The organism is Pseudomonas sp. C9-3, from assembly GCF_032392015.1.
Classification (GTDB): domain Bacteria; phylum Pseudomonadota; class Gammaproteobacteria; order Pseudomonadales; family Pseudomonadaceae; genus Pseudomonas; species Pseudomonas nitroreducens.
The window spans coordinates 5,094,292-5,108,882 of sequence record NZ_CP135919.1 but is presented as its reverse complement, the minus strand read 5'-3'; the positions used below and the strand labels follow the sequence as shown (position 1 = coordinate 5,108,882).

The window sequence follows — 14,591 nt, the reverse complement described above, 5'->3', positions numbered from 1 at the left end:
TGCCGGCCGCGGCCGGCACCGAACATCCACGATGGGGATAAGAGTTATGGGTAAGAATGTCGTAGTCCTGGGCACCCAGTGGGGTGATGAGGGCAAAGGCAAGATCGTCGACCTGCTGACCGACCAGGCTGCTGCCGTGGTGCGTTACCAGGGCGGCCACAACGCCGGTCATACCCTGGTGGTCGCTGGCGAGAAGACCGTGCTGCACCTGATCCCGTCGGGCATCCTGCGCGAAGGCGTGCAGTGCCTGATCGGCAACGGCGTGGTGCTGGCGCCCGATGCGCTGATGCGCGAGATCGCCAAGCTGGAAGAGAAGGGCGTACCGGTGCGCGAGCGCCTGCGCATCAGCCCGTCCTGCCCGCTGATCCTGTCCTTCCACGTGGCCCTGGACCAGGCTCGCGAGAAGGCCCGTGGCGACGCCAAGATCGGCACCACCGGTCGCGGCATCGGCCCGGCCTACGAAGACAAGGTGGCCCGCCGCGGCCTGCGCGTGGGCGATCTGTTCCACCGCGAGCGCTTCGCTGCCAAGCTGGGCGAGCTGCTGGACTACCACAACTTCGTCCTGCAGAACTATTACAAGGAACCGGCCGTCGACTTCCAGAAGACTCTGGACGAGTGCATGGCCTACGCCGAAGAGCTGCGTCCGCTGATGGCCGACGTAACCTCGACCCTGCATGACCTGCGCCGTGCCGATGAGAACATCATGTTCGAAGGCGCCCAGGGCTCGCTACTGGACATCGACCACGGTACCTATCCGTTCGTCACCAGCTCCAACACCACGGCCGGCGGCACCGCCACCGGTTCGGGCTTTGGTCCGCTGTTCCTGGATTACATCCTGGGGATCACCAAGGCCTATACCACCCGCGTGGGTTCCGGCCCGTTCCCGACCGAGCTGTTCGATGAAGTCGGCGCCCGCCTGGCCAAGGTCGGTCACGAGTTCGGCGCCACCACCGGGCGCGCCCGTCGTTGCGGCTGGTTCGATGCCGTCATCCTGCGTCGCGCCATCGAGATCAACAGCCTGTCCGGCCTGTGCCTGACCAAGCTGGACGTCCTCGACGGCCTGGAAACCGTGCGCATCTGCACCGGCTACCAGAATGCCGCCGGCGAGCTGCTGACCGATGCGCCGACCGACGCCGACAGCTACATCGGCCTGCAGCCGATCTACGAAGACCTGCCGGGCTGGAGCGAGTCGACCGTCGGCGTGCAGAGCCTGGAAGGCCTGCCGGCCAATGCGCGTGCTTACATCAAGCGCATCGAGGAGCTGGTCGGTGCGCCCATCGACATCATCTCCACCGGCCCGGACCGCGCCGAGACCATCGTCCTGCGTCATCCGTTCGGCTGATCCATACGCTGTACTGCAACGGGCCGCTTATGCGGCCCGTTGTCGTTTCTGCCCTCCGTGTTTTGCTGCCCGGCACGCGCTTTGCTGGTGAAACGGATCGGCGCGCCATCTGCGCCAGAGTTCCGTTGCCTCCCGGAGGAAGCCTGCCGTGTCCGCCGTCCTGTCGCTCCTGCGCAGCCGCTTGCTGCGCCCCGCATTCATCGCCTTGGGCATTGCGCTGCTGGTGCAGCTGGCGATTGCCCTATGGCTCACTCGCAGCACCGTCGATGGCCTGGTCAGCGATCTGGGGGATCACCTGGGTAACGAATCGCAACGCCTGGCTGGTGAGCTGGAGCAGGCCGGTCGCGAAGTTACCTCCGGTTTGAATGATCTTTCCGCGCGTACTCGCGAGCGCCTGGGCTCGGCGCTCTCCGCGCGGCTGGAAGAAGAGCAGGGCGAGTTGCGCCAGAGCCTGGAGCAGAGCCTGCGCCAATCCGCCACCGAATTGGCGCAGCTGTTGGCCGCCGTGGCGCCCAAGGCCATGTGGGACAACGACGTGCCGCTGCTCTCCGATTACGCTCGGCGCGCCCAGGCCAATCCTAATGTGCTCTTCGTGGTCTACGACGATCCGCAAGGCCAGCACCTCACCCGTTACCTCAATCGCGAGGATGAGCGGGTCAAGGCGCTGCTGGAAAAAGGTAAGGGTGAGCGGGCGCTGGACAAGGTGCTGGAGGCCGCGAGCCACGACAGCTCGGTGTTTCTCGTCGAAGCGCCGATCAGCCCGAATGGCGTGGAAATCGGCAAGGTGCGCCTGGGTGTTTCCACCGATGCGATCGAAAAGCAGATCGCCGCGCTGGATCAACGCTTCTCTGCCCTGGTCGCCAGTGGCGATCAGTTGGTGGGGGACAGCCTTGCCGGCGCAGCTGCCGACAGCACCAGGGCGCTGACTGCGCGTCTGCAGTCGGCGAAACAGGCGGCAGACGGCATGAGCCAGGGCGCGAAGACTTCCATCGAAGAAGCGGCGGGTACCCTGCGTTGGCGCATCGGTATGGGCTTGGTGCTGGTTGGTCTTGGTGTGCTGCTGTGCCTGGCAATCGTGCTCGGCCATCGCGTGGTGAATCGTCTGCGCCTGCTGATCAATGCCTTGAATGACCTGGCGGCGGGAGAGGGCGACCTGACCCGCCGGGTGCGCCTGGATAGTCGTGATGAGCTGGGCGAGATGGCGACAGCGGTGAATCGCTTCGTCGACAAGCTTCAGCCCATCGTGCGAGAGGCCGGGCAGGTTGCTCAGCAGACCGGCAGTGAAATTGCCGCGCTGGCCACTCGCAGTGCCAGCGCCGAGGCGGCGACGGACCGGCAACGCAATGAAGTCGCTGGCAGCCTGGAGGCGCTCTCAGAGATGGCGGCAGAAGCGGAAATGGAGAGTCGCTCCATGGAGGCGGCCTTGGCGCGGGTCGGAGAGATCCGCAAGGCGGCGCAGGACAATGCAGCCATTGCTCGCAAGGTCGGTGGCCTGATCGAAACCCTGGAATCCCGCGTGCAGAGTGGGGCCGGTGTGATCGAGCGCCTGGCGCGGCAGAGCGAGCAGATCGAGGTGGTGCTCTCGGTGATCCATGGCATCGCCGAACAGACCAACCTGCTGGCGCTGAACGCCGCCATCGAGGCGGCCCGTGCGGGTGAAAGTGGGCGCGGTTTCGCCGTGGTGGCGGACGAGGTGCGAGCGCTGGCGAGCAAGACGCAGCAGTCCACGGGCGATATCCAGTCGCATATCGGTGCGTTGCAGCAGGGTGCACGGGAGGCAGTCTCCGCTATTGGGCAGGCTCGTGAGCAGGCTGTTCAGGGGTTGGCCGCGTTGCAGGATAGCGAGCGGCTGCAGCGGGAAGTGCAGAGTGCGGTGGAGGAAGTGCACGGGGCCATCGAGGCGGCGACCCATTCGGCGCAGCAGCAGGCGGCTGGTGCTGCCGCGGTGCGCGGCCGGGTCGAGGTGATCCATGCTGAAGCAAGTCGAGCCGCGGAAGCGGTGAGTGCGACGGCCAGCAGTGGGCGAGTGCTCGATGGGTTGGCCGGCCAGTTGCGCGCCAGCCTGGGGCAGTTCAAGGCGTGAGGGTGCGCACGGCCCCAGTGTTTGTGGGGAGGCGAACGCTGTCGGCGATTGGGTCGGGCTCGGCGCGGAGCTGATTCATTGCCGGCGGAGCCCGCTCCTGCGCCAGGTTTGAATTCTTGGCGAGGCGGAAAGCCGAAAACGAAAAAGCCGAGCAGTGCTCGGCTTTTTCGTTTGAAGATGGTGCCCAGGAGAAGACTCGAACTTCCACGGTGTTGCCACCGCTAGGACCTGAACCTAGTGCGTCTACCAATTCCGCCACCTGGGCATGCTTTTCAGCATGGGGTGCGATGATCTCTCATCGTCTTGCGGTGATGCAACCCTTGGTTGCATCTGGCGGTCTATCGTTCGGTTTCAGGGTTCCGAACCCGCCTGATAAAGCCCGTCAGTGACTGACTTTATCCTTAAATAAGTGGTGCCCAGGAGAAGACTCGAACTTCCACGGTGTTGCCACCGCTAGGACCTGAACCTAGTGCGTCTACCAATTCCGCCACCTGGGCACTGGAGTCGATGATTACTCATCGTTTCCGTGTTACAACGTCTGTGTGACGCTGTGGGCGCGAACTATACGGAGAGCGTTTTCGCTTGTAAACCCCTGATGCGATAAAAAATTTATTCCCGTCCAAAGCTGACCGACGAGCGGATTTCGCGCTTCAATAAGCAGATGGCGAACCATACCCCTATATATAAGGTGACCGCACTTTAATGGCCGATTGGCAAAACCTCGATCCCGAGGCCGCCCGCGAGGCGGAAAAATACGACAACCCTATCCCCAGCCGTGAACTCATCCTGGCGCACCTCGCCGAACGCGGCGCGCCCGCTACGCGGGCCCAATTGCTCGACGAGCTCGGCCTCTCCGGTGAGGAGCCGGAAGAAGCGCTGCGCCGCCGACTGCGCGCCATGGAGCGCGATGGCCAGCTCATCTATACCCGCCGTGGCGCCTACGCGCCGGTGGACAAGCTCGACCTGATCCTCGGACGTATCGCCGGCCACCGCGACGGCTTCGGCTTCCTCATCCCCGATGATGGCAGCGACGACCTGTTCCTCAGCCCGACGCAGATGCGCCTGGTGTTCGACGGTGATCGCGCCTTGGCGCGCGTCTCCGGCTTCGACCGCCGCGGCCGCCGTGAAGGCGCCGTGGTGGAGGTGGTCGAACGCGCCCACGAGACCATCGTCGGCCGCTATTTCGATGAAAGCGGCATCGGCACGGTCGTGGCCGACAATCCGAAGATCCAGCAGGAAGTGCTGATCCCGCCGGGCAAGGCCGGCAAGGCCAAGCACAACCAATTCGTCCAGGTGCGCATCGACGTCTGGCCGAGCGTGCACCGCCAGGCCCAGGGCGAAGTGGTGGAAGTGCTCGGCGACTACATGGCGCCGGGCATGGAAATCGAAGTCGCGCTGCGCAGCTACGACATTCCCCACACCTGGCCCGAGGCAGTGGAGAAGGAAGCCGCCAAACTCAAGCCCGAAGTGCTGGAGAAGGATAAGGAGAAGCGCGTCGACCTGCGCGCCCTGCCTTTCGTCACCATCGACGGCGAGGATGCCCGTGACTTCGACGACGCGGTCTACGCCGAGAAGCGCAAGGGTGGTGGCTGGAAGCTGTTCGTTGCCATCGCCGACGTCTCTCATTATGTGAAGGTCGGCTCGGCCCTGGATGAAGAAGCGGCCAAGCGCGGCAACTCGGTGTACTTCCCCGAGCGGGTGATCCCGATGCTGCCGGAGATTCTCTCCAACGGCCTGTGCTCCCTGAATCCGCTGGTCGATCGCCTGGCCATGGTCTGCGAGATGAATCTCTCCAAGGCCGGCAAGATGACCGACTACCAGTTCTACGAGGCCGTCATCCATTCCCACGCGCGACTGACCTACACCAAGGTCAGCCAGTACCTGGAAACCCCCGACAGCCCCGAAGGCCAGCGCCTGAAGGAACAGCTGCCGGCGGTGGTGCCGCACCTCAATACTCTTTATGACCTGTACAAGGTATTGCTCGGCGCGCGCCACGTGCGCGGGGCGATCGATTTCGAGACCCAGGAAACCCGCATCGTCTTCGGCGCGGATCGGAAGATCTCGGAGATCCGCCCGACCCAGCGCAACGATGCGCACAAGCTGATCGAGGAGTGCATGCTGGCGGCCAACGTGGCTACTGCCAGGTTCCTCGAAAAGCATGGTATTCCCGCGCTGTACCGCGTCCACGACGGCCCGCCGCAGGAAAAGCTCAACAACCTGCGCCAGTTCCTCGGCGAGCTGGGGCTGACGCTGTATCGCGGCAAGGGCGATCCAACTCCCGCGGACTACCAGAAGCTGCTGGAGTCCATCCAGGGCCGGCCGGACCTGCAACTGATCCAGACCGTGATGCTGCGCTCCCTGAGCCAGGCGGTGTACAGCCCCGAGAATGCCGGCCACTTCGGCCTGAACTACGAGGCCTACACCCATTTCACCTCGCCGATCCGTCGCTACCCGGACCTGCTGACCCACCGCGCCATCCGTGGCCTGATCCGCTCCAAGGCGGTATCGGAACACGTACAGCGCGTTGGCGCCGCCAGCATGCCGAAGGCACGCATCTACCCGTACGACGAAGCGCGCCTGGCTCAGTTGGGCGAGCAGTGCTCGATGACTGAGCGTCGTGCCGACGAGGCGACCCGCGATGTCACCAACTGGCTGAAGTGCGAGTTCATGCGCGAGCGCGTGGGCGAGACCTTCCCCGGCGTGATCACCGCAGTGACCGGTTTCGGCATCTTCGTCGAGTTGAGCGACATCTATGTCGAAGGCCTGGTGCACGTCACCGCCCTGCCGGGCGACTACTACCACTTCGACGCCGTGCATCACCGCCTCGCTGGCGAGCGCACCGGCCGCAGCTTCCGCCTGGGTGATACCGTGGAAGTGGTCGTGGCGCGCGTCGACCTGGATGAGCGCAAGATCGACTTCGAGCTCTCCGACAACGTGCTCAGCGCGCCGATTGGTCGCAAGAAGCGCGGCGAGAAGGCCGAGCCGGTTGCCAAGGGCAAAGTGGCCAAGGGCAAGGCGCCGAAGGGCGCAGTTGCCAAGGAGAAGCCGGCCAAGGCCCGCGGCCAGGTGGCGGATGATCCATTCTTCGCTCCCGACGTGGCCGTGGTGCCGTCGCACCAGCCGCGCAAGCGCAAGGTTGGCGTGGTCCAGGCGCTGCCGTCGGTGGCGCCGGAGATGCTCGCCAAGGCCGAGGAGATGCTCGGCAATACCGATGTGCGCAAGAGTCGCGAAGTGAAGAAAGCGCTGCTCGAAGAGGCCAAGGTCGGCGGTAACAAGCCGGCAACCGGCAAGGGTAAGTCCGCGTCCGCCGCAGGCAAACCGCGCAATCCTTCGAAGCAGAAGGCCCGGTCCGGCAAGTCAACCAAGCACCGCAAGGGGGCGTCGCAGCCTAAGGCGGGTGCATCGACCGGCGCTCCGGCAGGCAAAGGTAAGGCGAAGAAATGAGTCAGTGGGAAAAGGTCTACGGGGTCCATGCCGTAGAAGCGTTGCTGCGCCATCACCCGAAGCGGGTCAAGCAACTGTGGTTGGCCGAAGGTCGGCATGATCCGCGCGTCCAGGCGCTGGTCGAGCTGGCCGGCCAGGTGCGCGTGCCGGTGGGTACGCGCGACCGCAAGGAGCTGGACGAGTGGGCCGAGGGCGTTCACCAGGGTGTGGTCGCCGAGGTCAGCCCGAGCCAGGTGTGGGGCGAAAACATGCTGGAGGAGCTGCTGGAGCGCTCCACCGGTCCCGCACTGCTGCTGGCACTGGACGGCGTGACCGATCCGCACAACCTCGGCGCCTGCCTGCGCACCGCCGATGCAGCGGGCGCGCTGGCGGTGATCGTGCCTAAGGACAAGTCTGCGACCCTCAACGCCACCGTGCGTAAAGTTGCCTGCGGCGCCGCCGAGGTGATCCCGCTGGTGGCGGTGACCAACCTCGCTCGTACGCTGGAAAAGCTCCAGCAGCGCGGGCTGTGGATCGTCGGCACTGCTGGCGAAGCGACCCAGATGCTCTACGAACTCGACCTCACCGGGCCGACCGTGCTGGTGATGGGTGCCGAGGGCAAAGGCATGCGCCGCCTGACCCGCGAGCACTGCGACTACCTGGCCAAGCTTCCGATGCAGGGCAGCGTGAGCAGCCTGAACGTCTCGGTGGCTACCGGTGTGTGCCTGTTCGAGATCGTCCGCCAGCGTCAGATCAAGGCTGGCGCCTGACGTCCCCACGCAAGGCGGCCCGTGCCGCCTTGCGCTGTTCAAAGTTTCACCAGTTTTCCTTGCGCCCCCCGGCACGCTTCTCTAGAATGTCGGCCCTTGCCGTCCGGGCAGGCGCTCGCGCGCCTTCTCTGGTAGCAAGGAAAAAATCATTCACTCCTTGTCTGACCGCTTTGTCGGCAGGCTGCAATCCGTAAGGAGCATTTATGCGTCATTACGAAATCGTGTTCCTGGTTCACCCGGACCAGAGCGAACAAGTCGGTGGCATGGTCGAGCGTTACACCAAGGCCATCGAAGAAGACGGCGGCAAAGTCCACCGTCTGGAAGACTGGGGCCGTCGTCAGCTGGCTTACGCCATCAACAACGTGCACAAGGCTCACTACGTTCTGATGAACGTCGAGTGCACCGCCAAGGCCCTGGCCGAGCTGGAAGACAACTTCCGCTACAACGACGCCGTGATCCGTAACATGGTCATCCGTCGCGACGAAGCCGTTACCGGCCAGTCCGAAATGCTGAAGGCCGAAGAGAGCCGCAACGAGCGCCGCGAGCGCCGTGAGCGTCCCGAATCGAACGAGGGCGAGTCCGCTGACGGCGAAGATAGCCGCGACAGCGCTGACGAGTAATCCCGGACCAGTATTGAGGAGCCACACACATGGCACGTTTCTTCCGTCGTCGTAAGTTCTGCCGTTTCACCGCTGAAGGCGTGAAAGAGATCGATTACAAAGATCTGAACACCCTGAAAGCCTACGTTTCCGAAACCGGCAAGATCGTTCCGAGCCGTATCACCGGCACCAAAGCCAAGTACCAGCGTCAGCTGGCGACCGCTATCAAGCGCGCCCGTTACCTGGCCCTGCTTCCCTACACCGACAGCCACGGCCGTTGATCGGGCAGTCGACTGGAATTGATGGATAGATCGCATGCGCGCATTGGCTGAATTTGTCATGCGAGGCCGCATGCAGGCGACCCTGGTGGTCGTCGCAGCCGCGGTACTGCAGCCTTTGTTCTGGCTCGGTGCCGCAGCGGGCAGTCTGGTGCTGTTGCGCCGTGGCGCCGGCGATGCCTTTGGCATCCTGGTGTGGGCGCTGCTTCCGGCACTGGCCTGGTGGTACCTGGGTGACCCCAGCGTGAGTCTGGTTCTGGTGGGTAGTGCCGTGCTGGCGCAGGTTCTGCGCAGCAAGGTGTCCTGGAACCAGGTGATGCTGGCGAGCGTTGTGCTCGGTGCGGTGTTCGTGCTGCTGCTCAGCACGGTGTCGGCCGGGTTGGTCGAGGGTCTTGCCGATGCATTCGGCAAGGCACTGCCGCAGGTTCTGGCCGAAGCCAAGCTTTCGCCGGAACAGATGGCCGCCTTGCAGGCGGAGATGGTTCCGACCATCACCGGCCTGATGGCAGCCTCGCTGCAGACGATCAGCCTGTTGTGCCTGATGCTGGCGCGTTATTGGCAAGCAGTACTGTTCAACCCGGAAGGGTTTGGCCGTGAGTTCCGCGCACTGCGCCTGTCGCCGGGCACGGCTGTAGCGCTGCTGGTCGGCGTTGTGGCACTGCCCTTCGCAGGGCCCGCGGCCACCATGCTGGCGCCGCTTTGCATGATCCCGTTGCTGTTCGCCGGGATCGCACTGGGGCACGGCCTGGCCGCGCTGAAGAAGCTTCCGGGCTTCTGGCTGGCACCGCTGTACCTGCTGGTATTCGTACTGGGCAATGTGATCTGTCTTGTCGCCGTAGTCGACAGTCTGTTTGATTTTCGCGGTCGCCTGGCCAAACGCCAGAAAGCTGCGAACGGTGAAGGTTAAAAGTTAAGAGGTAAGACTCAAATGGAAGTCATCCTGCTGGAAAAGATCGCCAAACTGGGCAACCTGGGCGACAAGCTGAACGTAAAGGGCGGTTACGCTCGTAACTACCTGCTGCCGCAGGGCAAAGCCACCGCTGCCACCGCTGCTAACGTCGCTGCTTTCGAAGAGCGCCGCGCAGAGCTGGAGAAAGCCGCTGCTGAGAAAAAAGCCGCTGCCGAAGCTCGTGCTGCCCAGCTGGCCGAACTGATCGTGACCATCGGCGCCCATGCTGGCGACGAAGGCAAACTGTTCGGTTCGATCGGCACCCGCGACATCGCCGACGCCGTTTCGGCTGCCGGCTACCCGCTGGAAAAGAGCGAAGTTCGCCTGCCCGACGGCGCCCTGCGCGCTGTAGGCGAATACAACATCGAAGTGCAACTGCACATGGATGTTGATGCAACCCTGCACGTGGTTGTAGTCGCCGAGTAAGCGATCCGTCGCTAGGACGCTTCCCACGGCTTGCCTGTGTGAAGCTGTCCGCTAACAATGGGCACGGTTCCGATCTTCGGTCCGTGCCCTTTGTTTTTTCCGCCGTTTCATTCAACACGAAGAGCCCATGAACGACATCACCGTCCCCGAGCAATACGACCTGCAGACCGCTTCCCTCAAGGTGCCGCCGCACTCGATCGAAGCCGAACAGGCGGTGCTGGGTGGCCTGATGCTCGACAACAACGCCTGGGAGCGCGTCTCCGACGCCGTGTCCGATGGTGACTTCTACCGCCATGACCATCGCCTGATCTTTCGCGCTGTCTACAAGCTCGCCGAAGCCAACCAGCCGATCGACGTGGTGACGCTCTCCGAGCAGCTCGAACGCGAAGGGCAATTGCCCCAGGTGGGTGGCCTTGCTTACCTCGCCGAGCTGGCGAAGAACACGCCTTCGGTGGCGAACATCAAGGCATACGCGGGCATCATCCGCGAGCGCGCCACCTTGCGGCAGCTGATCGGCATCAGCAGCGATATCGCCGACAGCGCCTTCAACCCCGAAGGACGCAGCGCCAACGAAGTGCTCGACGAAGCCGAGCGCAAGATTTTCGAGATCGCCGAAGCGCGGCCCAAGACCGGTGGCCCGGTGGGCATCGGCGATATCCTGGTCAAGACCATCGATCGCATCGACCACCTGTTCAACACCTCGGACGCGCTGACCGGCATCACCACCGGCTTCACCGATCTCGACGAGAAGACCAGCGGCCTGCAGCCGTCCGATCTGATCATCGTGGCCGGCCGACCCTCCATGGGCAAGACCACCTTCGCCATGAACCTGGTGGAGAACGCCCTGATGCGCAGCGACAAGGCGATCCTGGTGTACTCGCTGGAGATGCCCTCCGACTCCATCGTGATGCGTATGCTCGCCTCGCTCGGGCGCATCGACCAGACCAAGGTGCGTACCGGCAAGCTGGACGACGAGGATTGGCCGCGACTGACCTCGGCGGTGAACCTGCTCAGCGACCGCAAGCTGTTCATCGACGACACCGCCGGCATCTCGCCCTCGGAAATGCGCGCGCGGACCCGTCGCCTGGCGCGCGAACACGGCGAGATCGGCATGATCATGGTGGACTACCTGCAGCTCATGCAGATCCCCGGTTCCGCCGGCGACAACCGGACCAATGAGATTTCCGAGATTTCCCGCTCGCTCAAGGCGCTGGCGAAGGAGTTCAACTGCCCGGTGGTGGCGCTCTCCCAGCTCAACCGCTCGCTGGAGCAGCGCCCCAACAAGCGCCCGGTGAACTCCGACTTGCGCGAATCCGGAGCGATCGAGCAGGACGCCGACGTGATCATGTTCGTCTACCGCGACGAGGTGTATCACCCGGAGACCGAGTTCAAGGGCGTCGCCGAGATCATCCTCGGCAAGCAGCGTAACGGCCCCATCGGCACGGTGCGCGTGGCCTTCCTCGGTCGCTACAGCCGCTTCGAGAACCTCGCGCCCGGCATGTACAACTTCGAAGACGAGTAACGATGCCGCATTCCGCGTGACCGACGGGCGCCTTAAGATAGGCGCCCGTTTTCTTTTCAGAGGCCGCCATGCGCCCGCTCGTCGCCCACGTCGATCTTGCCGCCATTCGCCACAACTACGCCGTTGCCAAGCGCTGCGCGCCTGGGCGCGAGGCTTTCGCAGTGGTCAAGGCGAACGCCTATGGGCACGGCGCTCGGGAGGTGGTGAGCTGCCTGCACGACGAGGCTGACGGCTTCGCGGTGGCTTGCCTGGAGGAGGCCGCCGAGGTACGCGCTCTGCACGCGGGCGCCCGCATCCTGCTGCTGGAGGGCTGTTTCGAGCCGGCGGAATACCTGATCGCTGCCCAGCTGCGCCTGGATGTGGCGGTGCAAGGCCCTGAGCAGGCCCCGGCGCTGCTCGCCGCGCAACTGCCCAGCGCGCTGAATGTGTGGATGAAGCTGGATACCGGCATGCACCGCCTGGGCTTCTCGCCCGAGGCGCTACGCGACTGGCATTCGCGCCTGCGCCAGGCTCCGCAGGTGGCGGAGCTGAACCTGATGAGCCACTTCGCCAACGCCGACTTGCGCGGCGACGAGCTGACCGAAGACCAGGTGGCCTGTTTCCTCAGTGTGCTGGACCTAGATTTCGACCTGCGCTCGCTGGCCAACTCTGCCGCCGTGCTGACCATTCCTGCCGCACACATGGACTGGGTTCGCCCCGGCATCATGCTCTATGGCGCCACGCCCTTCGCCGACATCGGCGCCGCTGAACTGGGCCTGCGCCCGGCCATGAGCCTGGAGGCGCGACTGATCGCCGTACGCGAGGTGGCGGTGGGTGAGAGCGTTGGTTACGGCGCGACCTGGGTGGCCGAGCGGCCGTCGCGTATCGGCACGGTGAGTTGCGGCTACGCCGATGGATACCCGCGCCACGCGCCGAGCGGTACGCCGGTGCTGGTGGATGGGCGGCGCGCATCGCTGGCCGGGCGTGTATCCATGGATATGCTTGCAGTGGACCTGACCGATCTGCCCGGCACCGCCGTGGGTGATCGCGTCGAGCTGTGGGGCGCCAACCTGCCGGTGGACGAGGTGGCCGCCCATGCCGGGACCATCGGCTATGAGCTGCTGACCAAGGTCACCGCCCGCGTGCCGCGCCGTTACCGCAGCTGATCAGGCGCGGTCTTCGCTTTCCAGCCATTCGTTTTCCAGCCAGAGATCGCTGGTCTCGCCGGCGGCCTCGCTGGCCATGGCGTAGGCCGCCCGGCCATTGCCCTTCACCTCGTAGAGCGCCTGGTCGGCGGCCTTGTAGAGCTTGCTGAACTGCATGGCGTGGCTGGGATAGATGGCCACGCCGATGCTCGGCGTGACGCGCAGCTCCAGGCTGTCGAACTTCACCGGCCGCGACAGTTCATTGAGGATGCGGCAGGCGATCTCCTTGGCGTGGCTCTCGGCATCGGGCCCGGAAATCAATGCTGCGAATTCGTCTCCGCCCAGGCGCGACACGCAATCACTGCCGCGCACGCACTGGCGCAGGCGGTTGCCGACGTTCTGCAGCATGAAGTCGCCCGCGTCATGCCCGTGGCTGTCGTTGATCGGCTTGAAGTGGTCGAGGTCGATCAGCATCAGCGCCAGGGTCTCGCCGTTCTGCTGGGCATGGGCCAGGGCGTGCTCGGCATGTTCCACCAGGTAGCGACGGTTCGGCAGGCCGGTCAGCGGGTCGTAGTGTGCGGCGTGTTGCAGCTGCACTTCGCGCTCGCGCAGCAGCTGGTTGCTCTGGGTGAGTTCGGCGGTGCGCTCGGCCACGGCTGTCGCCAGGTCTTGCTGGGCGCTCTGCATGAGGGTCAGGCGCGCGCTCTTTTCCCGATCCGCCTGCTCCAGTGCCTGCGCGCGCTCGCGCTTGAGGCCCTGGATTCGCGAGGTGAGGGCGAAGGAGAACAGTACCGACTCCATCGCTACGGCGATGGGGAAGATGTACGAGGTCAATGGCGAGGGCTGCACCACGCCGGTGGCGCGCATCACCGAGATGCTCACGCTGGTCAGTACCAGGCCGAAGCCGAGCAGGTAGAGGAAGGCCGGGAACGAACCCTGGCGCCAGCGCACCACGGCACCGCCCAGCGCTGCCGGCACGCCGATCAGGGTGATCGCCACCAGCATCCAGCCGGCCACGCCGCGCAACTGCAGTGCGCCGAGGACGATGGTCAGCACGTACAGCGCGCAGTTCAGGTTCAGCAGCCAGTGCGACCAGCGCACGTAGCGGCGGGTCTGCAGCAGGGTGATGGTGAAGCGGTGTACGCAAAGGCCCCAGAGCGAGGGCAGGGTGATGCGGTCGAGCCACCAGGGCACCGGGTGATCGGGCCAGAAGTACTCGAAACCGTGGCCGCTCATGCCCAGGCTGAACAGCAGGGCGCTGGCGGTCGTCAGCACGTACCAGAAGTACGCCGGGTCGCGCAGGGTCAGCAGGATGAACAGGTTGTACAGCAGCAGGGCGGCGATCAGGCCGTAGATGAAACCCAGGAACAGGCTGGTATCGGCGCGATGATCCTGCAGGTCATCCAGCGACCAGATGCGCAGTGGGAACGAATTGCCGGCCGGGTCGTAGACGCGGGCATAGATGCGCACCGGGCCGGTGCCTTCGGGCAGGTGGAAGAGCGGTCGGCGGTAGTCGCGGTCACGGCCCTGGGCGAAAGGCACGGCCTCGCCGGACAGCGTTTCCCGGTAGATGCCCCGCTCGTCGGGTATGTAGAGGCGCAGGTCCTTCAGGTTGACGGCATCGACTTCCAGCCACCAGCCGCCCAGCGGCGCGGTACGGCGGTCCAGGTCCAGGCGCAGCCACCAGCCGTCAGGACTCTGGCCCACGCTGGTGCGGCCGTTGGCCGGAACGAAGTCGCGGCTGGCCTGCACGGCTGCCAGCGATAGCGGGCCGTCGCGCTCCTGCAGCAATTCGAGGTGATCATTGAGCCAGGCGCCGCTGGCCTTGTCGTCGAGTTCGAAGGCTAGCGCCGTGTGGCAGAACAGCAGGGTAAGCAACAGTACGATGGCACGACGCACGACAGGCACTCCCTGGCCTGGGCGGGTTGGCCAGGCGTACTGCGGATAGTGGCTGAAGTATAGCCAGATGATGGCATTGGCAATCTACCGTCGGAAGGTTAAATCCCCCGTAAATCTGAGTTCGCTGGTCGGATTTGTACACTTTTTGTGCTATATTCCGCGCCCGCGTTTTTCCG

General features: G+C 64.6%; 11 protein-coding genes, 2 tRNA genes and 1 pseudogene. 11 read left to right on the top strand and 3 right to left on the bottom strand.

The genetic code is table 11. The features are described 5' to 3' along the window. Positions 1-46 precede the first annotated feature (46 nt). From RS899_RS23505 to RS899_RS30900, 3 genes and pseudogenes are all read left to right on the top strand, one after another. Entirely contained in the window at positions 47-1,342 is a 1,296-nt protein-coding gene (locus tag RS899_RS23505) for an adenylosuccinate synthase (protein WP_054906363.1), read from the top strand. A 520-nt stretch (positions 1,343-1,862) separates the two neighbouring features. Next, positions 1,863-2,519 (top strand): annotated as a pseudogene (locus tag RS899_RS30905) (methyl-accepting chemotaxis protein); the annotation flags it as partial. Positions 2,520-2,540: 21 nt separating this feature from the next. Continuing rightward, entirely contained in the window at positions 2,541-3,425 is an 885-nt protein-coding gene (locus RS899_RS30900; RefSeq protein ID WP_409978093.1) for a methyl-accepting chemotaxis protein, read from the top strand. A 178-nt stretch (positions 3,426-3,603) separates the two neighbouring features. Here the strand turns inward: RS899_RS30900 and RS899_RS23495 are convergent. Then, a tRNA-Leu gene (locus RS899_RS23495) sits at positions 3,604-3,690 on the bottom strand. 145 nt (positions 3,691-3,835) lie between these two features. Further along, a tRNA-Leu gene (locus RS899_RS23490) sits at positions 3,836-3,922 on the bottom strand. A 205-nt stretch (positions 3,923-4,127) separates the two neighbouring features. Between RS899_RS23490 and rnr the strand changes: the two genes are divergently transcribed. The 8 genes from rnr (at position 4,128) to alr (ending at position 12,537) form a co-directional block, all read left to right on the top strand. Further along, the gene (rnr, locus tag RS899_RS23485; protein WP_233297343.1) at positions 4,128-6,869 is read left to right on the top strand and encodes a ribonuclease R; all 2,742 of its coding nucleotides are present in this window, start codon (positions 4,128-4,130) and stop codon (positions 6,867-6,869) included. After that, positions 6,866-7,618: a 23S rRNA (guanosine(2251)-2'-O)-methyltransferase RlmB gene (gene rlmB / locus RS899_RS23480; protein WP_037012087.1), complete on the top strand. Its 753-nt coding sequence runs from the start codon at positions 6,866-6,868 to the stop codon at positions 7,616-7,618. Before rnr ends, rlmB begins: the two co-directional genes overlap by 4 nt. A 203-nt stretch (positions 7,619-7,821) precedes the next feature. Continuing rightward, positions 7,822-8,238 (top strand): 30S ribosomal protein S6, encoded by a 417-nt coding sequence (rpsF, locus tag RS899_RS23475; protein WP_054906367.1) that lies wholly within the window; start codon positions 7,822-7,824, stop codon positions 8,236-8,238. Positions 8,239-8,267: 29 nt separating this feature from the next. Next, on the top strand, positions 8,268-8,498 hold the full coding sequence (gene rpsR / locus RS899_RS23470) for a 30S ribosomal protein S18 (protein WP_003095634.1): 231 nt from the start codon (positions 8,268-8,270) through the stop codon (positions 8,496-8,498). Positions 8,499-8,532: 34 nt separating this feature from the next. Further along, entirely contained in the window at positions 8,533-9,402 is an 870-nt protein-coding gene (locus tag RS899_RS23465) for a hypothetical protein (protein WP_233297342.1), read from the top strand. A 21-nt stretch (positions 9,403-9,423) separates the two neighbouring features. After that, positions 9,424-9,870, top strand: a complete 447-nt coding sequence (gene rplI, locus RS899_RS23460; RefSeq protein ID WP_015479134.1) for a 50S ribosomal protein L9 — start codon at positions 9,424-9,426, stop codon at positions 9,868-9,870. 127 nt (positions 9,871-9,997) lie between these two features. Continuing rightward, on the top strand, positions 9,998-11,392 hold the full coding sequence (dnaB, locus tag RS899_RS23455; RefSeq protein ID WP_038803348.1) for a replicative DNA helicase: 1,395 nt from the start codon (positions 9,998-10,000) through the stop codon (positions 11,390-11,392). A 68-nt stretch (positions 11,393-11,460) separates the two neighbouring features. Then, positions 11,461-12,537, top strand: coding sequence for an alanine racemase (gene alr / locus RS899_RS23450; RefSeq protein WP_315808191.1), 1,077 nt, complete (start codon positions 11,461-11,463; stop codon positions 12,535-12,537). Here alr and RS899_RS23445 read toward each other — a convergent pair whose 3' ends face one another. Next, positions 12,538-14,415 carry a GGDEF domain-containing protein gene (locus RS899_RS23445; protein WP_054906369.1) on the bottom strand — a complete coding sequence of 626 codons (1,878 nt, stop codon included), beginning with the start codon at positions 14,413-14,415 and terminating at the stop codon, positions 12,538-12,540. It abuts the gene before it with no gap. Positions 14,416-14,591 lie beyond the last annotated feature (176 nt).